The 21,408-nt window shown below is 56.2% G+C and carries 24 protein-coding genes; 17 read left to right on the forward strand and 7 right to left on the reverse strand.

Going from position 1 to position 21,408, the window contains the following annotated elements; genetic code table 11:
• Positions 1–109: 109 nt before the first annotated feature.
• From pipX to H6F59_RS12960, 6 genes are all read left to right on the forward strand, one after another.
• Positions 110–382, forward strand: a complete 273-nt coding sequence (pipX, locus tag H6F59_RS12935) for a transcriptional coactivator PipX (RefSeq protein ID WP_190516518.1) — start codon at positions 110–112, stop codon at positions 380–382.
• The gene (locus tag H6F59_RS12940; RefSeq protein ID WP_190700246.1) at positions 379–1,074 is read left to right on the forward strand and encodes a YggS family pyridoxal phosphate-dependent enzyme; all 696 of its coding nucleotides are present in this window, start codon (positions 379–381) and stop codon (positions 1,072–1,074) included. The genes pipX and H6F59_RS12940 overlap by 4 nt, the downstream gene beginning before the upstream one ends.
• A 523-nt stretch (positions 1,075–1,597) precedes the next feature.
• On the forward strand, positions 1,598–2,200 hold the full coding sequence (locus H6F59_RS12945) for a cell division protein SepF (protein ID WP_190700249.1): 603 nt from the start codon (positions 1,598–1,600) through the stop codon (positions 2,198–2,200).
• A gap of 119 nt (positions 2,201–2,319) precedes the next feature.
• On the forward strand, positions 2,320–3,132 hold the full coding sequence (proC, locus tag H6F59_RS12950; protein WP_199325773.1) for a pyrroline-5-carboxylate reductase: 813 nt from the start codon (positions 2,320–2,322) through the stop codon (positions 3,130–3,132).
• Between the two features lie 33 nt (positions 3,133–3,165).
• Entirely contained in the window at positions 3,166–3,426 is a 261-nt protein-coding gene (locus H6F59_RS27060; RefSeq protein ID WP_313887203.1) for a DUF4160 domain-containing protein, read from the forward strand.
• The gene (locus tag H6F59_RS12960; RefSeq protein ID WP_190700257.1) at positions 3,407–3,733 is read left to right on the forward strand and encodes a DUF2442 domain-containing protein; all 327 of its coding nucleotides are present in this window, start codon (positions 3,407–3,409) and stop codon (positions 3,731–3,733) included. The genes H6F59_RS27060 and H6F59_RS12960 overlap by 20 nt, the downstream gene beginning before the upstream one ends.
• Positions 3,734–3,810: 77 nt before the next feature.
• Here H6F59_RS12960 and H6F59_RS12965 read toward each other — a convergent pair whose 3' ends face one another.
• Positions 3,811–5,091, reverse strand: coding sequence for an MSMEG_0569 family flavin-dependent oxidoreductase (locus H6F59_RS12965; RefSeq protein ID WP_190700259.1), 1,281 nt, complete (start codon positions 5,089–5,091; stop codon positions 3,811–3,813).
• Positions 5,092–5,460: 369 nt separating this feature from the next.
• On the opposite strand from H6F59_RS12965, the gene H6F59_RS12970 reads away from it, so the two are divergent.
• The 8 genes from H6F59_RS12970 to H6F59_RS13005 all read left to right on the forward strand — a co-directional run bounded on the left by H6F59_RS12970 (position 5,461) and on the right by H6F59_RS13005 (position 12,407).
• Positions 5,461–5,943: an MSMEG_0572/Sll0783 family nitrogen starvation response protein gene (locus H6F59_RS12970; protein ID WP_190700261.1), complete on the forward strand. Its 483-nt coding sequence runs from the start codon at positions 5,461–5,463 to the stop codon at positions 5,941–5,943.
• Positions 5,944–6,004: 61 nt separating this feature from the next.
• Positions 6,005–7,051 carry a Nit6803 family nitrilase gene (locus H6F59_RS12975; protein WP_190700262.1) on the forward strand — a complete coding sequence of 349 codons (1,047 nt, stop codon included), beginning with the start codon at positions 6,005–6,007 and terminating at the stop codon, positions 7,049–7,051.
• Positions 7,052–7,151: 100 nt separating this feature from the next.
• Positions 7,152–8,240, forward strand: a complete 1,089-nt coding sequence (locus H6F59_RS12980) for an MSMEG_0568 family radical SAM protein (protein ID WP_190700265.1) — start codon at positions 7,152–7,154, stop codon at positions 8,238–8,240.
• 5 nt (positions 8,241–8,245) lie between these two features.
• Positions 8,246–8,764, forward strand: a complete 519-nt coding sequence (locus tag H6F59_RS12985) for an MSMEG_0567/Sll0786 family nitrogen starvation N-acetyltransferase (RefSeq protein WP_190700268.1) — start codon at positions 8,246–8,248, stop codon at positions 8,762–8,764.
• A 315-nt stretch (positions 8,765–9,079) separates the two neighbouring features.
• Complete coding sequence (locus H6F59_RS12990) at positions 9,080–10,072, forward strand: sll0787 family AIR synthase-like protein (protein WP_190700271.1); 993 nt, start codon at positions 9,080–9,082, stop codon at positions 10,070–10,072.
• A 1-nt stretch (position 10,073) separates the two neighbouring features.
• Positions 10,074–11,246 carry an MSMEG_0565 family glycosyltransferase gene (locus tag H6F59_RS12995; RefSeq protein ID WP_190700274.1) on the forward strand — a complete coding sequence of 391 codons (1,173 nt, stop codon included), beginning with the start codon at positions 10,074–10,076 and terminating at the stop codon, positions 11,244–11,246.
• A gap of 181 nt (positions 11,247–11,427) precedes the next feature.
• Positions 11,428–12,033 carry a hypothetical protein gene (locus H6F59_RS13000; protein ID WP_190700807.1) on the forward strand — a complete coding sequence of 202 codons (606 nt, stop codon included), beginning with the start codon at positions 11,428–11,430 and terminating at the stop codon, positions 12,031–12,033.
• Positions 12,034–12,101: 68 nt separating this feature from the next.
• Entirely contained in the window at positions 12,102–12,407 is a 306-nt protein-coding gene (locus H6F59_RS13005) for a hypothetical protein (RefSeq protein ID WP_190516556.1), read from the forward strand.
• 207 nt (positions 12,408–12,614) lie between these two features.
• On the opposite strand, the gene H6F59_RS13010 is transcribed toward H6F59_RS13005, so the two are convergent.
• From H6F59_RS13010 to H6F59_RS13025, 4 genes are all read right to left on the reverse strand, one after another.
• Positions 12,615–13,064, reverse strand: a complete 450-nt coding sequence (locus tag H6F59_RS13010; protein ID WP_190516558.1) for a response regulator — start codon at positions 13,062–13,064, stop codon at positions 12,615–12,617.
• Between the two features lie 139 nt (positions 13,065–13,203).
• Positions 13,204–14,721, reverse strand: coding sequence for an ATP-binding protein (locus H6F59_RS13015; protein WP_190700277.1), 1,518 nt, complete (start codon positions 14,719–14,721; stop codon positions 13,204–13,206).
• Positions 14,690–16,708, reverse strand: coding sequence for a CHASE3 domain-containing protein (locus tag H6F59_RS13020; protein ID WP_190700281.1), 2,019 nt, complete (start codon positions 16,706–16,708; stop codon positions 14,690–14,692). Before H6F59_RS13020 ends, H6F59_RS13015 begins: the two co-directional genes overlap by 32 nt.
• A 66-nt stretch (positions 16,709–16,774) precedes the next feature.
• Entirely contained in the window at positions 16,775–18,220 is a 1,446-nt protein-coding gene (locus H6F59_RS13025) for a phenylalanine--tRNA ligase subunit alpha (protein ID WP_190700283.1), read from the reverse strand.
• 110 nt (positions 18,221–18,330) lie between these two features.
• Between H6F59_RS13025 and H6F59_RS13030 the strand changes: the two genes are divergently transcribed.
• The 3 genes from H6F59_RS13030 (at position 18,331) to H6F59_RS13040 (ending at position 19,594) form a co-directional block, all read left to right on the forward strand.
• Positions 18,331–18,783, forward strand: a complete 453-nt coding sequence (locus tag H6F59_RS13030; protein ID WP_190700286.1) for a hypothetical protein — start codon at positions 18,331–18,333, stop codon at positions 18,781–18,783.
• A 114-nt stretch (positions 18,784–18,897) separates the two neighbouring features.
• Entirely contained in the window at positions 18,898–19,164 is a 267-nt protein-coding gene (locus tag H6F59_RS13035) for a TIGR02450 family Trp-rich protein (protein ID WP_190516570.1), read from the forward strand.
• A 103-nt stretch (positions 19,165–19,267) separates the two neighbouring features.
• Positions 19,268–19,594 (forward strand): DUF2973 domain-containing protein, encoded by a 327-nt coding sequence (locus H6F59_RS13040; RefSeq protein WP_190700289.1) that lies wholly within the window; start codon positions 19,268–19,270, stop codon positions 19,592–19,594.
• 116 nt (positions 19,595–19,710) lie between these two features.
• Here H6F59_RS13040 and H6F59_RS13045 read toward each other — a convergent pair whose 3' ends face one another.
• Positions 19,711–20,229, reverse strand: coding sequence for a thiol-disulfide oxidoreductase DCC family protein (locus H6F59_RS13045; protein ID WP_190700291.1), 519 nt, complete (start codon positions 20,227–20,229; stop codon positions 19,711–19,713).
• A gap of 123 nt (positions 20,230–20,352) precedes the next feature.
• Positions 20,353–21,279, reverse strand: coding sequence for a 15-cis-phytoene synthase CrtB (gene crtB / locus H6F59_RS13050; protein ID WP_190700294.1), 927 nt, complete (start codon positions 21,277–21,279; stop codon positions 20,353–20,355).
• Between the last annotated feature and the right edge of the window lie 129 nt (positions 21,280–21,408).

Consider the following 21,408-nt stretch of genomic DNA (forward strand, 5'->3'; position numbering starts at 1 on the left):
TCTGCTTGAGAATGCATGCAGACAGCGCACCAGGTTCTAGAATGCATGTGGCGAATTGAACAGACACAACCATCGTCCTACCGTAAGGAAGAGCCTCTCTCATACCTGAATGAGCACAGAAACCTATCTAAATCACCCAAATTTTGGCCTGCTCTTTAGAGTGTGTATAGTAGACGACGGTCAAGAACTGTACGCTACGCTATATGCCCAGCGGTTGTTTTTTTTGGTCACCAATTCCCCCGCTGAGGGGTTGGTGTTTCAACCCCTAGGTCGGAGTAACGCTCGTATGATGCTAGAAAGTCGCCTGCGTATTTTGCGGCGGGCAGGTCAGCAAGCCGACTTTGATCGCCTTCAGCACACCTACAAGCAAACTTTTCAATGACCGCTGCCCCCGGTGCTCTACCTGAGCAATTTGATCGGATTCAGCAAAGCATTCCCCCCACGGTAACCCTGATTGCGGTCACTAAGTTTTTGCCGGTAGAAACAATCCGCTCTGCCTACGACAGAGGAATCCGCCATTTTGGCGAGAGCCGGGTGCAGGAGGCGATCGCCAAACAAGCCGACCTCAGCGACCTGCCCGACATCACCTGGCACCTGATCGGTCGCCTGCAAACCAACAAAGCTCGCAAAGCCGTCGAACACTTCGACTGGATTCACTCAGTAGACAGCCTGAATCTAGCCCAGCGGCTCGATCAAGCGGCTCAAGAATTGGAGAAAGTGCCCCAGTGTTGCCTTCAGGTCAAGCTGGTACCCGACCCGCCTAAGGCTGGCCTTGATGCCGCCGAACTGCCTGGGCTACTGCCCCAGTTTGATCAGCTCGCCCACCTCAAAGTTCGCGGGCTGATGACCATTCCTCCCCAGGGCTCGAGCGAAGCTACGGCACGAGAGGTGTTTGCGAGGGCCAAATCCTTGGCTGACACTATCAACCAAACCAGTTTTAACCGATTGCATATCGACCAACTTTCTATGGGCATGTCAGGGGATTATGAGGCTGCGATCGCCTGTGGAGCTACTATGGTCCGCCTAGGCACCATACTGTTTGGCTCTCGACCGCCATCTCCCCAAATTAGCTAGGACAGGATCCGGCTATTTTCGCCCTGGGTTCCTAACTTGAACCGGGAGCAGAGACAGCGGTAGGGTAACGGGTTGGGGCGATCGCTAGCGGCCACTGATACCGGTTATTCTTCCAGTCAAAAATCTGTGTTCTGACGCACAACTGAAACGAGATTGAGAAAACCTTAACTAATTGTGAATCGGCTTTTCCTTTTTTTGATTTCGTGTATACTGTGGACTCAATATTCTATGTACAGGATATTAAGGCAAAACCCTAAGTCTTCCCTAGCTCAGAGAGAAGCGTCACTGATAGTGTTGTTTTTATCGCTGGGTTTTTAAGATTAGGTTTAGGCAGTCAGCAACCCTTCTAAAGGGCCTGGCTAACCCATAACCCCAGGCTAGCCCCACTAATTTTCAAAACAGCCGTTGCAAATGGAAAATTGGCGCTATCATGGCCCTCGGATAACCGGAGCATGATGTGCCCCATTGGTCGAAGGCCACGGGGTTGGTCTACCAGAGTGATAGTCATCGTGGAGTGTAAGTTGTGAGCAACATGTTTTCTAAACTGCGGGACTTCGTTGGCCTCAACGACCCAGCAGATTACGATTACGAATACGAAGAAATGGATGGAGAGGAGTACCAGAACCTCTACCAAGAAGAGAACACCCAGCCCATTGTGCAGCAGCCCCAGCCCGAAGAAATTCGCCGGAGCCGCCCCCGCCGCGAACGAATGATGCCCACTGATGCAGGAATGACCCCAATGGCCAGCAACGTAATTGGTATGCCCGGTGCCATGAACGGCACCTCCGAAGTGGTGGTGATGGAACCCCGCTCCTTTGAGGAAATGCCCCAGGCCATTCAGGCCCTGCGGGAGCGGAAATCGGTTGTCCTCAACCTCACCATTATGGATCCTGATCAGGCTCAGCGCGCCGTTGACTTCGTGGCAGGCGGCACCTATGCCATCGACGGGCACCAAGAGCGCATTGGCGAAAGCATCTTCCTGTTTACGCCCAACTGCGTGCAGGTGAGCACCCCCACCGAATATGAAGAAGAAGTCTTCATGGGTCAGCCTCAAGGTATGCCCATGCCTGGCCAAATGCCCCCCGCTCCAGCCTGGGGTGCCGAGGCTATGGCCCGCATGGCCTAGCGTTATCCACGCTTAAGTAACACGTGACTATCACTGCCCCCGGTCTAGTGCCGGGGGCTACCTTAGGTTATTGTCTTCACTAGCGATCGCAAATAATCGAGTCGTCGGTGAGGATGGTTATGCCTGAGGCAACATTTGGGGTTATCGGTGGCGGGATGATGGGAGAAGCTCTCATCGCCCGCCTTCTTGATCAAGGGATTTTTGAGCCTGGGGCGGTAGTGGTGAGCGACCCCCAGGCAGCGCGACGAGAGGTCTTGCACCACACCTACGGTGTGCAGACTACTAGCGATAACCAGGCGGTTGTCGATGCGGCTGAAACAGTTTTGCTAGCAATTAAGCCCCAGATGCTGTCGGCGGTAGCGGCAGATTTAGAAACCCCAGCGCGCGAGCAACCGCCGCTGCTGCTGTCTATCCTGGCCGGGGTGCCCCTGGCTCGGCTAGAAAAAGAGTTCTCGGGCTGGGCAGTGGTGCGAGCGATGCCAAATACTCCCGCTACGGTGGGGGCCGGGGTAACGGCCCTGGCCGTCGGAGAGACTGTAAGCGCTACCCAACGAGAACAAGCTCGCGCTATTTTTGCCAGTGTGGGCACCGTAGTCGAGGTGCCCGAATCGCAGATGGATGCGGTGACCGCGCTCTCAGGGTCTGGGCCAGGCTACATTGCGCTGGTGGTAGAGGCCCTGGCCGACGGCGGCGTGGCGGTGGGGCTGCCTCGGGCAACGGCACTGGAGCTGGCGATCGCCACCGTACGCGGCACTGGTGAGCTGCTACACCAGGGCGACCTCCATCCCGCTGTGCTCAAAGACCGGGTTACCAGCCCCGGCGGCACAACCATTGCAGGAATTGCGGCCCTAGAGGCAGGTGGGCTGCGATCGGCCCTGATCGAAGCAGTGCGATCGGCCTATGTGCGGTCTAAGGAACTAGGGCAGTCCTGATTAACCTTCAGACGATGCAGACATACAATTGAAGTGTTTGGGAGCGTATATAGCCACGATGCCCACGTTACTTCGCGTTGTCCCTACCGTTTCTTCTGTTACGCGGGCGAGCGCGATGAGCCAGCCCACGTTCATATTGAGCGTGACAGTAGTGAGGCCAAATTTTGGCTGACTCCAGTCAGGCTTCAGTTCAACAAGGGGTTTTCGTCTAACGAGATAAATTGCCTTCAAGCGTTGACCAAGGACAATCAGCAGCAGTTATTGGAGGCTTGGCATGACTTCTTCAATGGTTGAAATCCTCAACATCCCTGAGATTAAACAGGTTTCCATTTCTGCCGACCTGCTCACGGTTGATCTATCTGATGGGCGCGTTATCGCTGTACCGCTGGCCTGGTACCCTCGACTGCTCCACGGCACCTCGGCAGAACGTGACAACTGGCAAGTAATGGGTAGTCAAGCAGGTATCCACTGGCCAGAACTTGATGGAGACATTAGCTTGAAGAATATTTTGCTGGGGCAACCTTCGGCAGAAAGTCAAACCTCGCTGCAACGGTGGCTCGAAAACCGAACTCCTCAAGCACGAAGCTCGCAGCACGCCTAGTGCTGAAGTGTGGCTGAGGAAAGAGTATTCTTGCCACGAACGCTAAACGCTCAGCAATGCACTATCTCGGAGATTTTCTATGAACCCATTGCCACTTCATTGACGGTCTGCAGGGCGCGAAGCGGGCTGATCCCAGCTCGAGCGGCAACCTGCTCCGCCAAATACTCCGCGTCGCGGGCAATGCCGGAGAACCGGGCAGAACCCCAGGTGTAGAGCCACGGCAGGCCAAGGAAATATAGCCCCGGCACGGTAGTAACTCCTCGGCGGTGGCCAGGATAGCCCTGACCGTCAAACACGGGTAGCTCGATCCAGCGAAAGTCGAGACCGTAGCCGATGCACCAAATCACCGAGGTGATGTTGGCCTCCCGATAGTCGATTTCGGTATCAACAATCTCCGGTTCCCACACCGGTTGATAGGGCGGGTCTATGGGCGCGTCAATGCCGTTCTTCTCAAGGTAGGTGTCGATGGTGCGCTTGATGCTTTCGGCGACGGCATCGGCTTTGTCGAGATTTTCCTTCAGGTCGTCGCTAAAGGTGAGCTGGGTGCCCTGAATATCTGTAAGTCGCCCATGCAGCCCCATGCCCTGTAAGGCAAAGTGGCGCAGGTCAATTTCGCGCCCGCCGCCGCGCCCGGTGACGTAATGGTTGGTCTTGTAGCGCACGGTCTCTTTTTGCGGGTGGTCGTCGATCGCCAGGTCGTAGTAGCCCATTTGGTCGAGCCATTCCACCACGTCTTTGCCTCGGTAGCGGCGGGGCGATCGCGGCGCACCCCCCACGCATAGATGTACCTTGCGGCCTGCCAGATGCAGGTCTTCGGCAATCTGACAGCCCGACTGCCCGGTGCCCACTACCAGCACAGCTCCCTCAGGCAACGACTCAGGGTTGCGATATTCTGCCGAGTGCAGTTGGACAATATCGGGTGCCAAACGCTCCGCTAGTCGGGGAATTTTGGGTGTGTGGTAGCCGCCTGTGGCTACCACTACCTGATCAGCAGTAAAGATGCCCTGGTTGGTCACCACTTCAAAACCGACGCCCTCGGGCTGGCGCACCCGTTCTACCTTAATCCCTGTTTTGAGCGGCAGGTCGAAGTGGTTGGCGTAGCGCTCGATGTACTCAACAATGGCGTCGCGGCCCATGAAGCCCTCGGGATCGTCGCCAGGGTAGGGAAAGCCAGGCAGTTGGCACTGCCAGTTAGGAGTGACCAAGCAGAACGAATCCCACCGCTTGGTGCGCCAGGAGTGGGCAACCTGGTGCTGTTCAAAAATGATGTGGTCGATGCCTAAGCGACTTAAGCAGTAGCTAATCGACAGCCCTGCCTGGCCGCCGCCAATCACAATTACGCCGTAGTGCATAGTCATACCGCAGGTCCTGCAAGTGGTGTGGGATGGGTCGTTCTTTTTCGTACCCTAGGCCGTTGCTCAGGGGATGCTTGTAACCCCGGCTACCGAAAGTCTTGATCTAGCGCTAGTGGCAGGGAGGGTAGGTGCGATCGCCCTGACCTTCCCTCGTTGAGCGTGAATTTGACCAGCCTACCTATCGAAAGTGATAGGGGTATCCCCGAGCCCAAACCCCCAAACTAGCGATTTGCCCCCGCGCCCCTGTTGATTAGGTCAGACCACCAAAGTTTGTAGTTGCTGATACGGGAGCCTCCTGCGATCGCCCGTAAGGTGCTGAGACATGCAGCCAGACATCCGGCGCTGCCAGCAACTTTGCAAGGAACTGAATTTATGCCTGAAGTAACTTTGCCAGCCCACCAAGCTGGGGATTTTTTGGTTGACTACGAAGAGAAAGTATTTCCCGATGTGCAGGCCGAACCCGGCGAAAAAGCCCTGATCACCTTCCACACGGTGGCCTTTGAAGGATCCATCGGTCTGGTGAACCTGCTTCAAGCCACTCGCTTAATCCGTAAGGGCTTTGAGACCACGGTACTGCTCTACGGCCCTGGCGTCACCCTAGGTGTGCAGCGCGGCTTCCCCAAGCTGGGCGATGAAGCATTCCCCGGCCACATGGCGATGAACAACCAACTCGTCAAGGTGATGGAGCTGGGCGGTAAGGTCTACGCCTGCCGCTTTGCCCTCCAGGCCCTCTACGGCCATGGTGAGCCTTCTCTGATCCCCGGCATTCGCCCCATCAACCCCCTCGACGTGCTCGACCTCGTGCTAATGCACCGCAAAGAAGGTGCCTTCATTCTCGACACCTGGACCATGTAGAGACTCGTCAGCCTGCGTAGGGTGGGCAGTGCCCACCACCCCTCCTCCCACCCCCAAATCCATGGATTACACCAAAACCATTCGAGCTGCTGCTGCGCAGATTAGCCCTGTGCTGTTTAGCTGCGACGGCACCACCGAGAAGGTGCTGGAGACGATCGCCCAGGCGGCCCAGGCCGGGGTGAAGCTAATCGTCTTTCCAGAAACCTTTATTCCCTACTACCCCTACTTCTCGTTTGTGCAGCCGCCCGTTCTCATGGGTAAAGAGCACATGCGGCTGTACGAGGAGGCCGTGGTAGTGCCGGGACCGGTGACCGATGCGGTGGGCCGGGCGGCGCGCTCCTACGGCATGGTGGTGGTGCTGGGGGTGAACGAGCGGGAGGCTGGCTCGATTTACAACACCCAGCTAATCTTTGACGCTGACGGCACCCTGGTGCTGAAACGGCGCAAAATCACCCCCACTTACCATGAACGCATGGTCTGGGGGCAAGGGGATGGGGCCGGGCTGAAGGTGGTGGAAACAGCGGTGGGGCGCGTCGGGGCGCTGGCCTGCTGGGAGCACTACAACCCTCTCGCCCGCTATGCGCTGATGACTCAGAACGAGCAGGTTCACTGCGGTCAGTTTCCGGGGTCGATGGTGGGGCAGATTTTTGGCGACCAAATGGAGGTCACCATGCGCCATCACGCTCTAGAGTCGGGCTGCTTTGTGGTCAACGCCACCGGCTGGCTCACGCCAGAGCAAAAGCAGCAGATTACTGCTGATGAGGGGATGCAGCGAGTGCTGTCGGGGGGGTGCTACACCGCCATTATTAGCCCCGAGGGAGTGCCCCTGACAGAGCCGATTAGCGAGGGGGAGGGGCTGGCGATCGCCGATCTCGACTTCTCCCTAATCACCAAACGCAAGCGCATGATGGACTCGGTAGGGCACTATGCCCGCCCCGACCTGCTGCGCCTGCGGTTAAATGCTGAACCCTGGTCTGTGGTAGAAACGCCCGCCCAAGCGGCCCAAATTTCCTCCGGCATGAACGGAGCCTCGCAGACTGCCCCAGCGTTAGTAGACGAAGCAGCCGTTGGCCTACCCCCCAACAGCCTTGGTCTGCCAACCTCCTAGGTCAAAGTTTTCGTAGCTCAATAGGTATGTGTGTGCTCGCTATCCAGTCGTTAGCGGCAGTGATTGACGCAGGTTTTTATCGGGTATTGAATATCAGGCCATGAACAAGCAGCGGTTAATTACAGAGTTACAAACCCACGGGCTGCGGCTGGTGGAATCCACCCCTGGAGCAGCGGGGCGGCGAGGCGGGGCAGGCCCCTCTGACCACCGCGCCATCACCATCGACGGCACTACCGTCATGGTGCCGGTCTACAACGATAGCGCCGCCCACTCTCCTTACACCCTCAGAGCTACCGCCGCCAGCCCCCTGCATATAGAGGCCTCGGGAGAAGCCATCACCCCCATCGACGTGCCCAATGCCCCCAGATTCTACGGTCTGACCACCGCCGATGGTATTCCCTACTCGAAGATTGCCCTTCTCCACGGGCGCGATGTGCTGGCTACCACGGTGCAGCAGACCTGCATGCGCTATCGCGACCCGGCCACAGCCTGCCAATTCTGCGCCATCGAAAAGTCCTTAGACGCGGGTCGCACCATTGCCCGCAAAACGCCGCAACAACTGGCGGAGGTAGCCGAAGCCGCCGTGCGGCTAGATGGGATAACCAACATGATCATGACGACGGGGACGCCGAATACGAGCGATCGCGGTGCTGCCTACTTGACCGAATGTGCCACCGCCATTCGCCAGCGGGTACCCAACCTGCCCATTCAGGCCCAGTGTGAGCCCCCTGACGACTTCGCCTGGTTTGAGCGCATGAAGGCGGCAGGCGTCGACAGCCTGGGCATGCACCTTGAAGCGGTGGATCCTGACGTGCGAGCCAGAATTATGCCCGGCAAGGCGGAGGTTCCTCTCATCGTCTACTTTGCGGCCTTTGAGGCGGCGGTGAACGTGTTTGGTTGGGGCCAGGTGAGCACCTACCTGCTGGCGGGTCTGGGCGACAGCTTAGAAACCCTGGTGGAAGCGAGCGATCGCCTCATCCAGCTCGGCGTGTACCCCTTCGTGGTGCCCTTTGTGCCCATCGGCGAAACGCCACTGGCCCATCATCCTTCCCCCAGCAGCGAGTTTATGTTCACGCTCTACCAGCGGGTGGGGGCGCTGCTGAAGCAGTCGGGCATGGCCTCGGCAGATATAAAGGCAGGCTGCGCTAAATGCGGCGCTTGTTCGGCTCTGTCTACGTTTGAGGGTTAATCACTATGGCTCTCCATCGCTACAGCTTTGAACTAGCGACGTCGCCCTACGATCTAGAAGGCTATTTTGCCCTGCGTCAGGCCATTTTCTGCGAAGAACAGGGGCTGTTTGACCACGACGACGCCGACAGCTTGGATGGCGTCGCCTACCCCATCGTCGCCATTGACCACGAAGCCCTCCCAGAAAACCGCGTCGTAGGCGTGGTGCGCATTTACGAAAAATCGCCCCGGCTCTGGTACGGCGGACGCCTGGGGGTTCATCCCAACTATCGCCGGGTGGGGCGCATCGGCAAAGGACTGATTCACAAAGCAGTGACGACGGCCAATACCTGGGGCTGCGATCGCTTCCTCGCCACCGTTCAAGAGCAAAACGTCCGCTTCTTTCAGCGCCTCCACTGGGACTCGTTAGAGGAGATGGTGCTCTGCGATCGCAACCATCACCTGATGGAGGCCGATCTGGCCCACTATCCCCCCGGTGACGAGGTGCGGCCTGGGCTGGCGGGGCTGCTGCGGCAGGTGTCTTGAGGAGTGGATGGGTTAGGGGGAGAGGGGTGGATGGGTGAAGGGGGGATGGAGCTACGGGGTGATGGAGGGGTGAGGCGAGAATGGTTGCTACCTCGGGGTCTAGATTGCCACCCATCAGTTCGCAAAACATAGGTTTAAACCGATGACCAGCTAATCCTTTCCGTGGGGTGAAGGGCGGCGGAACGCTCTTCGAGACGGGGGTCTGGGGCCAGCGAAATGGCCCCAGCGGCAAATCTGGCTCTCCTACACTCGCCTTCGCTAGCCATACATTCCATGCATCACCAGGTAACCTCTCCAAGCATCCCTCAAGTATTTATGTCAGACGAGCTAAAGCTATCTGAACTGGCTGCCGAACTGCGGCGATCGCTCGGCATCCTCCACAAACAAGACATTCAAACAGCGGCAGACCGCCTGGGCACCTACGTGCGTTCTACCACCCAGCAACCCATTCTGCTAGGAGATGACTGCGCCGCCATCCCCGACGGCGAGGGCTACCTGCTGCTAGCCGTGGAGGGCATGTGGCCTACCCTGGTGGAGACTGATCCCTGGTTTGCCGGGTGGTGTGCTGTAATGGTCAACGTCAGCGATATCTATGCAATGGGAGGCCGCCCGATCGCCGTAGTCGATACCATCTGGAGCCCATCCGCCACATCAGTGGATCCCCTATGGCAGGGCATGGTGGCCGCATCTCAAGCCTTCAACGTGCCGATTGTGGGTGGGCACACCAGCTGCCATAGCCCTTACACGGCTCTATCAGTCGCCATTCTAGGTCGGGCCAACCGCCTGATCACCAGCTTCAGCGCTCAACCGGGGGATGTGCTGCTCCACATTACCGACATGCAGGGGCACATGCACCCCCAATACCCGTTTTGGAACGCAGCGACAGAGTGTGAGCGCGATCGCCTACAAGCCAACCTAAATCTGCTGCCTGCCCTGGCCGAATTGGGCCTCTGCGACACCGGTAAAGACATCAGCATGGGCGGCATTGTGGGCACCACACTGATGTTGCTGGAGACATCAAACTGTGGGGCGGTGCTGAATTTAGGGGCGATCGCCCCACCCCCTCAAGTAGACTTGCTGCCGTGGCTGCTCAGCTTTCCCAGCTACGGCTATCTGCTCAGCGTGCGCCCCGAAGCCGTAGAACAAATACAACCCCCGTTCCACGACCGAGGGTTGGTGTGTGAACCCGTGGGCAAAATTACTGAAGGTCAAACGCTCACCCTGAAGCTCGGTGAAGTCTCCCTTTGCTTTTGGGACTTCGCCACCGAAGCCCTGACCGGATTTGGTGACAAGGTCCACGAGGTCTAATATGGCTCAACCCCTCAAAATTGCGCTGCTTACCTACTCCACCAAGCTAAGGGGTAGCGTTGTGCATACTCTAGAGCTGGCGACGGCGCTTACAGAACTGGGGCATCAAGTCTGCATCTATGTCCTCGATAAAGACGGCCAAGGCTTCGATCGAACGATTCCAGCCAAGGTTCAGTTAGTACTTGCTAAACCGCCCTCGGCTGGCCTATCCCCTGATCAAGCTATCGACGTGCTGATTCGCCGGCGTATTCAAGAATTTGTCGATTACTTTTTGGCTTGTCCCGATCGCCACGATATCTACCACGCCCAAGACTGCATTGGGGCCAATGCCCTGGTGCAGCTGCGGCAGCAGGGCCGAGTGCCCAACGTAGTGCGTACTGTTCACCACATCGAAGACTACGCCAGCGTTTACCTGCAACGGTGTCAGGATAAATCGATTCGGGATCCTGATCTGTGTTTGTGCGTGAGCGATCGCTGGCACCAAGCCCTCCGCGACGAGTACGGTATTGAAGCCCCCCGAGTGCTCAACGGCGTGGATCTACGGCGATTCTCTCCAACTCCCTCTGGCCAAGAAGAGGCTCGCAAAGCTCGCTACGGCCTGACCGGATCACCTATTTTTCTCACCGTAGGTGGTATTGAGCCGCGCAAGAATTCTATTCGTTTGCTAGAAGCGTTTGCCCAGGTGCTCACCACCTATCCCCAGGCGCAGCTCGTCATTGCGGGCGGGGCCACCCTATTTGACTACGAACCCTATCGGCAGAGATTCTTTGCCCGAGCGAAGGATCTAGAGCAGCAGCACGGCCCATTGATGGGTCAATCCGTCCTGCTCCCAGGGGTGATTGCCGATGAGGATTTACCTGCGCTTTACCGCGCCGCCGATGTGTTTTGCTTTCCATCGACCAAAGAGGGCTGGGGGCTGGTGGTGCTGGAGGCGATCGCCTCAGGCTTACCCGTCATCACCGCTGACCAGCCCCCGTTTACCGAATTTCTTAGCTCAAATCAGGCTTTATTAGTCAATCCTGATTTGCCCTCTGCCATTGCTGCCGCCATGGTTGCGGCGCTAGACCCTAGGACAGCAGATCAGCTCGTTCAGCATAGTCAGACGGTGCTGCTCAACTACACTTGGGAAAAATCGGCCAGCCTGCACGTAACTCACTACCAAACCCTAATATAGCGGCGAATTTGCCACTCAAACCCCGCTCAGCAGAGAGAATTCTGACTACCATAGATGCAGGGCAGCCGCCGTTAATTAGAGCACGGCCGCCGGTCAAATTTTGCAAAACCGAGTTTCTGGAACCTGTCAGGATTCCAATCTATCTGTTCACCTCAAGAGGGTCGTCTGAGTGGCTGCTGCCATGGTCAATGCTGTTTCTACCCCTGCCCCTGCCGATACACTGCCTCTAGTCGATGCTCCACCCGATGAGGTGCAGCTCAGTTTGCCCGTCGAAGAGCCAGCCCCCGAGCCGTTGACCATTCCCCCGGCGACGCTGGCTCTAGCGGCTCAAGACGTGCGTATGGTGCTGCGCGAGCAAAATGAGCAAAGCCAAATTTTGACCACCAAGCTTAATATCTTGTTTGTGGCCAACGGGGCGCTGCTAACGAGCCTCAGCATTTCGCGGTTGCTGGTAAGCGGTAGCGTGTTTAGCATCGCCGAAATTGTTGGGTTTTTGGCCAGCTTCTCGCTGCTGATGGGGGCGTTTTTGCCCCGTCAGGTGGCCGTTACTCCTAATCTAGAAGATCGTAAATTTTTAGAAACCTATCTGGCCTTGTCTGAGCAAGATTACCAGCTGCAAATGCTGGTCAATCTGTCTGAAACCTACAATGCCAACAAGCAACGGCTTGAAGATACTTCGCAAAGCCTTAAATATGCGGCTTACACCATCTGGAGCACAACTGTTATCATGCTGGTACATATCCTGGTAATTTACGTGGCTACCGGGTCATCTTCTGGGTTAATCTAGCGCCAGTCTAGAGACTCTGCTAGAAGCTCTGGCTCTAACGTTTTTGACCGCATTTAGCGGGAACCAGTATGAGTGATGGACAGCAAGAAACGACTCTAGAGCGGCGCGTGGCGTTGCCCGAGCCCGATGCGAGCAACATTACCGTGCTCACTGAGAGTTTGCCCAACGAGCCTGTGCTCCCCTGGCACCACTTCGATTCGCCCTGGTTAGAGCGCGATGAAGCAGCGACATCGGCTGAGAGTGATTCTGAGGCTCCTTCGGAAGATAGCGCTGATTCTGAACCCACTGAGCAGCTTACGCTGGATCTAGAGACGCTGGTAAGTGTCCTAGACAATAAGCTCAACGACGATGAGCCCAAAGACGCTGCCGCTTAGAACAAGGTACAGCCACCCTCACGTTGGTTAAGTGCTCCAAGGCAGCTAGGGTATTCAAAGGGCTCCGAGCGATCGCTATGGGCGATTGTTGAAGATTGGACAGCCGAGACGGCTATTCCACAAGAATTTCCCAGAGAATCCCAAGACGCAAATGACCAACTTTTGTGAGATGGGCCTCTGGCCTGTCATGGTTGGCACTCTTTTGGTTTACATCAGACCCAGCTGGGGTTTTTCGTTATAGGTAATCCAGTGGAGATTTAGCGTTTTAAGGATATCGACTAGCTGATCAAAGTCGGGCGGTTTAGCAATGTAGGCGTTGGCACCCAAGTCGTAGAGGCGATTGACATCGGTATATTCTCTGGATGAGGTGAGCGCCACCACGGGCAAGCGCCGGAGTTGGGGCTGTTGGCGAATCCAGGCTAATACTTCGGCCCCCGATCGCCGCGGTAGCTTGAGATCGAGCAGTACAAATACAGGCAATGGATAGGTGGCGCGATCGCTGTAGGGCGCTTCTCCGTTGAGGTACTGAAGTGCTGCATCACCGTCGCTGACCACCTGTACCAAGGTGGTGATATTAGCTTTGCGAAAGGCCCGCTGCACTAAAAAAACATCCTTAGGATTGTCTTCGACCAGTAATATGGTGTGTTCTGTGCTCATGGGAGAGGGGCAACCGGGGGGAGTGATGATTAGTTTGATTCAGGAAGAACTGGAGAAATTATTCACGCTATTCAGTATGGCAACTCAAGGCTACTAATTTAGAGATGGATCAGACCTTGCAACCAAAATCGGGCGCGCCTTACGGCTTTCCAGCAGGTAACTCTATCCAAAATCGGCTGCCCTGCCCGAGTTGGGATTCAACGCCTATTTGCCCACCCATGCGCTCTATGCCTTTGCGGGCGATCGCTAGCCCAATTCCAGTCCCTGGATAGTCTGCTTCGCTGTGTAGCCGAGCAAAGGGGCTAAAGATTTGCTGCTGGTGCTCTGACGCAATACCAATGCCATTGTCCTCCAGGTATAAACGAATGGTTGATGGCTCCCCGGTTGCTTCGTTCGGCCGGTTTTCAACCGCCCAGACTCGTACCTGGGGCTGCACACCATTGGCCACAAACTTAACCGCATTTAAAAGTAAGTTGATCAACACCTGATTGAGCATGGGGGCATTGGCTCGAACCATCGGCAGCGGTTCTTCAAGAGTAATTTGGGCTTGGCGTTCTTGCAGCTCCGGCTTCAAGGTCGCTAATACGTCTGTTAAGGCGACGGATAGATTGACCGACTCCAGAGCGACTTCAACCCGCCTCATGCGGCTGTAGGCCAGTAGGTCGGTAATCAGGGTATTTAGCTGCTTGGTGTTGGCCAAAATGCGATGCAAGCATTCTGAGTTGCTCGCATCTAAGGAAGGCCCAATGTCTTCTAACAAAATTTGAGCAAACCCCTGAATGGCGCGCAGGGGAGCACGCAAATCATGGGAGATGGAATAGGTGAACTCTTCAAGATCCTGATTTACCGCTTCCAGTTCGGCCGTTCGTTTTTGCACCCGTGCTTCTAAGGTGGCGTTGAGTTCTTGCAGGGCTACTTCACCTTGCTTACGCTCTGTAATGTCTTCGAGCAGGCCATCGATAACGGTAATTCCCTCAACAGTATTCAACGTTGTGGTTAAAAGGGCCCAAAATTCAGTTCCATCGCTTCTGTGCAGCTGCACTTCCTGCTCCTGCTGCTGGGGGGGTGGTAAATCGATTAAAAGACTGTAGTAATGGCGAGTATCAATTAAATTGAGTTCGCTCGCTTGAGCCAGTGACTCTGCGCCCAATAATTCTAGAAAAGCACGATTTGCTTCCAGCAGGATGCCCTCTGAACTAGAGCGAAAAATGCCGATTTTGACCTGATTCAGCAACCCCTGTAGGCGGATTTCTAACAGGGCAGCTCGTTGTTGTACTTGCCGCCGTTCTAGCGCAATTCGAACGGCAGTCGGTACACGGATGTAGCGATTGGGTTCTTTAAGAATGTAGTCATCGAGGCCTAGCTTCATTGCTTCGACGGCAACTTCCTCGGTGCCGGTATTGGTAAACATCACTACCGGGCAGCGGGGATAATGTTGTCTCACCGTTTCTAGAATGTCTAGTCCGGTGGTCCAGCGCAGTTGAAAGTCGGTCACCACGGCGTCGAAGTTGCCTGCTCTGATGGCCCGACTAAATTCACCGGAGCTGTTAATTTGCTGAACGTCTAGCTGGTCAAATTCACGCTTTAATTCCCGCAGCACTAGGAGGCGATCGCTGCGGTTGTCGTCAATGAGAAGAATTCGGAGGGGTTGGGTCATGGGTCAAATTATGGGATGGGGGAACAGCCATTGGTAACGCAATCCAGAACCGACTGCCGCGGCCCAGTTGCGATTCCACTCCGACTTGCCCGCCCATCCGCTCTAGCCCTTTGCGCACAATGGCTAGGCCAATGCCCGTGCCAGGATAGCTCTCGGCCCCATGCAGGCGCTCAAAGACGCGGAAGACTCGCTCTTGGTGTTCGGGTGCAATGCCAATGCCGTTGTCTACGATCCACATTCGTATCCAGCGGCGCCCATTGTGATACGTTTCTTCGGCAAAAATATCTATCTGTGGTTGGGTAGTGGGTTCAACAAACTTGATGGCATTGCCGATGAGGTTGGTCACGGCTTGAATGAGGGTTGAGCGGTGGGCCATGACCCCAGGCAAGGCCGCCGCAACCTCAATCTGAGCCTGCCTTTCCTGAATTTGAGCCGTTAGCTGCTTCAAAGCGTCTTCTACGACTTCAGCTAGTTTTGTGGGCTGTAGACTAATTTGAGTGCGAGTGAGACGGCTGTAGTTCAGCAAATCGCTGATTAGTCCATTCATCTGCGCCGCATCTTCCATGATGGAAGCGATATAGTTGCGGCCTAGGTCGTCTAGTTGCTCACCACAGTCTTCAAGCAGGGCATTGGCAAACCCATGAATGGTGCGCAGCGGCGCGCGCAAATCGTGGGAAACCGAGTAGGTAAACGCTTCTAGCTCCTGGTTGGTTTCTTCTAGCTGAGCGGTGCGATCGCTAACCCGTTGCTCTAGTAGCGCCGCATAGTTTTGGAGCTGGGTGCGAAGCCGGGTCTGCTCTAGGGCGATCGCCAGCTGGTTGGCCACCTCAAAGGCAATCTCCTGGGCTTCTTCGTCAAAGGCCGCCGGCTCAGTCGATGCCAGGTTGAGTTCGCCCACGAGGGTGTGGTCTACGCGGAGGGGCACACTTAGGCAGCTTAAAAATCCCTGGGCTCTCAACTGCACCAGTACCGGTGGGCAGGTTTCTGCGGTGGACAGATTTTGAACGTAGCGAACGCCGTTGAGCATGGTCTGCTCGAGGGCAAAGTCGGCAACGGTGAGGCGAGTGCCCACCGGCAGGGCCAGTTCGCCGACCTGGCTATTGCTGGCCAAGACTTGAGCGGTTTCGGCTTCTAAATCGAAAATAGCCACAAACGCCTGTTGGAACTTCACAACTTGGCGCATTTTGGTAAGGGCTTTGCCGATCAGAGGTCTGTCTAGCTCTGCGGCTAAAATTGCTCGGTCAATGTCGTGTAGAGCCGCCAGTCGTCGAGCGCTGCGCTGGAGTGAAATGGCCGATTGTTCAGCTTCCTGAGTTCTCAATTGGGCTGTTTGCAGGGCATCCTTGTAAACCCGCGAGACCCATAAAATTTGGCGGTAGATGAAATAGGCAAGCATGGCACCGATGCCAGCTGCCAAAAGCAAACTGGTCAAAATAACGGATTGAGTCGTCGCCTGAGCCGTCTGACTGCGCTGGCTTCGCAGCCGCTCCTCCGTGGAAATAAACTCGGCGATCTGTTGCCGCATTTGATCCATGATCTGTTTTCGGCCCCTGAGATCACTTAACGGTTCTAACTCGCCCCGCTGCCGGCGGGCAATGGCAGGTAAAACCTGTTGTTCCCACCGTTGAAAGGATGCCGTCAGTTCAACAACTCGCTCAACCTGGCTCGGATTGTCTGAAACTAAAGTCTTTAACTCCTCCAGCCTGGGCTCAATTAACCGGTTAGCTTGCTCGTAAGGTTCCAAAAACTCTTGCTCGCCGGTCAGCAGATACCCCCGAAAGCCAGTTTCCATATCCAACAGAAGATTTTGAGCCGAGTTGGCTTGCGAAATCACCCTGCTTGTGTGGTCTACCCAGTCCAAGGCCGACAATAACCGAGTAGTTTGCCAGATGGAAATACCTGACAAAAGCAGCAGTAGGACGATGGGCAGGGCGATCGCGCGGGTCAGCCTACGGCGAAACTGGGTTTGAGGAACGATAAGAATCATGCTTTTATGCTACTGCGCTCCCCAGCAGCGCCAACCTGAGGGTCAACGCGGCCCAGGTGCTGAACCTTAAAGGCGAATGTCAGGGCCAATTAAGTCAGAGAGCTTTTCTACGTCGTAGAGCAGCATCGCAATGCGCTCTAGACCGAGGCCCCAGGCCACGGTGGCTTTTTCGCCGCAGCCCAAGGGAGCGAGCATTTCTTGGCGGAATAGGCCCGAATTGCCGACTTCGATGTAGCGATCGCTCGGCGGGTGATAGGCAAACACCTCCAGCGACGGCTCCGTATAGGGGTTATAGGTCGGCTTAAACTTCAGATCCTTAAACCCCAATCGTTCGTAAAAATAGGTCAGGTAGCCCATCAACGTGCGCACGCTGAGCAGTTCACCCACCACCACGCCTTCGATCTGGTGGAACTCGGCTAGGTGCGTGCGATCGACGGTTTCGTTGCGAAAGACGCGATCGATGGAGAAGTATTTGCCGTCTTTGCCCTGGAGCTGGTGCAGGCGGCGAGCGGTAGAGGTCGTGGTGTGAGCCCGCAGAATGGCGCGGCTGGCTTCGGCCTCGGTCCAGTGGCCGCCGTAGTTGGCTTCGTGCACCTGTTTGACTCGCTGCACTAGGGCTGGGTCATCGGGCAGGGGTAGGGTCTGGGGGTTGGCCAGATAAAACGTGTCCTGCACCTCGCGGGCTGGGTGGTCTTGGGGGGTAAACAGGGCGTCAAAATTCCAAAAGGCCGACTCCACCATGTAGCCCGACATCTCGTCGAAGCCCATGTTTAAGAAGATGTCGCGGATGCGCTGAATGCACTGGGTGAGAATGGTGGGTCGTCCATAGGCGACATTGGGCACCTCGGCGTGAATGTCGTAGGGCTTGAGGTCGGCCTGCCGCCACTGGCCCGACAAAATTAGCTCGCTAGTCAGGGTCGTCACCACATCCCCCAGGTCCAGGGTTTGCAGGGCCGGGAGCACGGTGAGGCTGTAGTCGGTCTCGACCCGGCTGGCGATGTAACCCTGCTGCTGGAGCCATTCCAGCGAGGACGCTGCGCTGGCATCTAAAACCTTGCCCGCTGCGATCGCCTCAAACACTCCCTGCCGCTGCTGGTAGGCACCTAACACCGACGACTTCAGCACGGCTACAGTCCCTTCACCATTGCCATCAATCAAATCGACGGCCTGCTCGCGCCGCAGGGCACCGTAGTTGAGGCTAAAGGCAGGGCCGAGCTCAGCCTGGAGCTGGGCGCGATCACACTGGCCAGCCAGCAGCCGATCCGCCAGCAGAGACCCCGGCAGCACGCCGGCCAAATCCTCTCCTCTGGCCGTCAGCGCCCAGGTTTGCTGGCTGTGCTCCTGCCACTGCACGTAGCCATTTAAAGCCCCGCTGAGCAAAAAACCATTGATAAAGTTGAAGTCGAACCCGGCCTGGGCACAGAGCGATCGCAGACTCGCCACCGTTTGCTGCTGCTGCAACAGGTCGATAAACTGCCGCTGTTTGCCAGTGAGCTGAAGCAGGTCGAGCATAGCCAAGGTTTAGAAAATCTCTATCAGCCTATCAATCTTCCCCCATTCCCAAGGGCCAACATTGATGAAAAGATAGACACCACTGCCCGGATGCAAGGGATTTTCCTACTATGTCTGACGAGCCTACTCTGCCCTCCGGTCCCGGTTTCGGCTTTACGTTTCTGTATTACTTTTCTGGCACTGCCCTAGTTACAGCCCTACTGGCGGTCAACTCTCTCGGTATTGGTTTAGACACTGGCTTGCCCAACCTATACGGCACCCTATTTGGCACGGCGGGCGGCCTCTTAGGTGCTTTCGTTAACCGCAGCACCACATTGACCCTGCCCATCAACAGCCGCAAAACCTTCAAGCGGGAGCTAGATGCTGCCCTAGCTGAAATGGGCTACACCGAAGATGCCGAAGCCAACCTAGAGGGCATCTTGGTCTACCGCCGTCCCTTTGTGCGCCAGCTACTTTCAGGCCGCGTCTACGTACTGCTGGGTGAAAAGCAGGCTCAAATCAGCACCCGAGCCGTGCACATGGGCGGCATCAAAAAACGCCTCGAAGCCAGCGGTATACGATAGGAGAGGGGTGAAAGTTTTGAGTTTTGAGTTTTAAGTGCTGAATTTTTCTGCCGCAACTCAGAACTAAACGCTTAAATCTCCCTCACCCCCACTCCCTACACCCTTACTTCCCCAATGCCCCGCAAGCAAAAATATCCCCACCTGCTCGGCTCAAAATGGACGGCTTGCCAAAAGACCGACGGCTGGCGACATTTTCAGGTGACCAACCGCAAGCAGGATGGCCAGTGGGTGTTTGCGGAGCTGGTAGCCTCCTGTGATCCCACGGTGCGGCTGTGGGTCAACGCCAAACAGCTCAAAAATCGTGCCCTCTGGCAGCCGGGGTGGCAACCCCTCAACCCGTCAGCTCCCCCGGCTGAGGAAGACTTATTTTGGTTAAACTAGAGGTTAAGAGGTGCTGACATTTGAGTTTTTGATCTGGCGAAGCACGCAGACCTAAAACGCGTTAGAGTCAGTACAGGCAAAGGTTCGCCAGAGGACAGCAGCTATGTGGCACGTGGTTTACATTATTGCGTTTGCGGTTCTGGCGATCATGGCGATCGCCAACCTGGTCAGAAACTTGATTTTGCTTGGCGGTAACGCCCGCAATCCCCAATCGCCCAGAACCTACGGCAGCCAGCAGAACGCTTCAGGCGATCGCCCCATGCCCCACCCAGAGCTGCTTGACCAAGACGGCCAGGTAATTCGCGAACCGCTGCTGGTCATGCGATCCATTTCGGTAAAAGATGCCCGTGACCAACTCGACGCCCTCTACAACGGCACTGGCAGCCCCCTCGATGAGCCAGAAGATAGCGGTTCTGAGTCTGAGCGTTAGACGCCACTCGTTAACCAACTTCCTTGAAACTAAAAAGGCTGGGTTCTGTTTTAAGAGAACCCAGCCTTTTTGATATCTGCTTGTGTTGGCTGGGGAGACTGGAGATCGGCACTGCTCTAAATGCGGCAGCGATTGGCAAGGGATTCGTCAACCGACCCAGAAGTAGAATCAGTTTCTGGATTGCCGCAGCCCTCGGCTAGACGGGCTTCACGCTCGGCCAAAATCGTCTTGAGACTGGGCCTGCCGGTAATCGCTAGACGCCAGTTAGCCCACAGACCGTAGACCCAATCGACCAGCGGGCCAAGGATGGGCCAGCGGGTAGGCGCGTAGATCCAGCCAATACCTAGAACTGCGTAGACTTGGCGAAACACATCCACATTCTGAATCACGGTGCCGTCGGCCTTCACAGCGTGGATGCGACCCATGGCCGTGGCAAAATCGATACCGCCGTTGTCTGCGGGGTTGTAGTCGTCAGCCGCAATATCGGTAAAGGCGATCAGCCCACGGCCGTTGTCTTGCTTGCGCAAAAAATTGACTTCCCGCAGACATAGGGGACAGTCGCCATCATAGAGCAGCTTAATTTTCCAGGCGATCGCATGGGGTGTTTGGGCAGAAGGTGCAGCGGCAGTCGTCATAGAAATATGAGGCCAAGACAGTGCAAGGAAAAATTATTCCCTACACATATCTTAACAACCTCGACCTTGGTCTGCTGCGAGAACCATTAGATTTCGCGATTTAGACGGCTAAACGTCGCTAGTCTAAAGCACCCGAGCTTTTAGCAGGGTGCTGGGCAAGGTGAGCAGCTTGCGCAGAGAAGGCACGTAGGCCCGCTGAGTAAACACGTCGTAGCCGTTTTTTTCAATCACGTCCAAAATCTGACGGTAGAGGGCCAGAGCAGCCCACACGGGCCAGCGAGCGTCTTCACTTAGCAGCCCAATGCCGCTCTCTGCTTCGGCATAAAACCGACGGGCGCGATCGATCTGAAAGGCCATGAGGGCACGCCAGCGCTCGTCTACAACACCAGCGACCAGGTCAGCTTCGGTGTAGTCAAAGGCGGCCAGATCTTTTAGGGGTAGGTAAATGCGGCCTCGGCGAGCGTCTTCGCCCACGTCGCGCAGAATGTTGGTGAGCTGGTTGGCAATGCCTAGGGCGATCGCCTGGGGAGTGGGGTCGAGCTGCTGTTGCTGGCTCCAGGGAGCGGTTTGCAGTTGGGTATCAATGCCCATCACTGTGGTCGACATCAACCCTACGGTGCCGGCTACGCGGTAGCAGTACAGCTCTAAGTCTTCGAAAGTGTCGTAGCGATTGCGGTGCAAATCCATCCGCTGGCCCGCGATCATGTCGCGAAAGGGCTGAATGTCGAGGGGGAACTGCTCCAAGGTATCTACCAGGGCGACATCCTCGTCATCCACTGGGCAGCCGGCAAAAATTGACTCTAGCTGCGACTCCCACCGATCCAACGTCTTTTCGCTGGTGAACTGCGCCTGCGGCCCGTCCACGAGTTCATCGGTGCGGCGACACCAGACGTAAATAGCCCAGATGGCGCGCCGCTTGGCAGGGGCCATCAGCATGGTGCCGGTGTAAAACGTCTTGGAATATTTCGCCGTGACGCGTCGGCACACCTCGTAGGCATCCTCAACGGAGGATAGGGATTGGATGGGGGGAGAATCCGTCAGTTGCAGCATTAATGACCCAAACCTGGAGAATATAAATCTCAAACCGACTACAGGCAATTCTGCTTAACCTAGCCTCTCACAACTGCACCCAACTTTGGCAAAACAGTTGAAATCGGCCCATTCCCCGAAGCAACCCTG

Origin of the sequence: Nodosilinea sp. FACHB-141, from assembly GCF_014696135.1 — a bacterium.
GTDB lineage: Bacteria > Cyanobacteriota > Cyanobacteriia > Phormidesmidales > Phormidesmidaceae > Nodosilinea.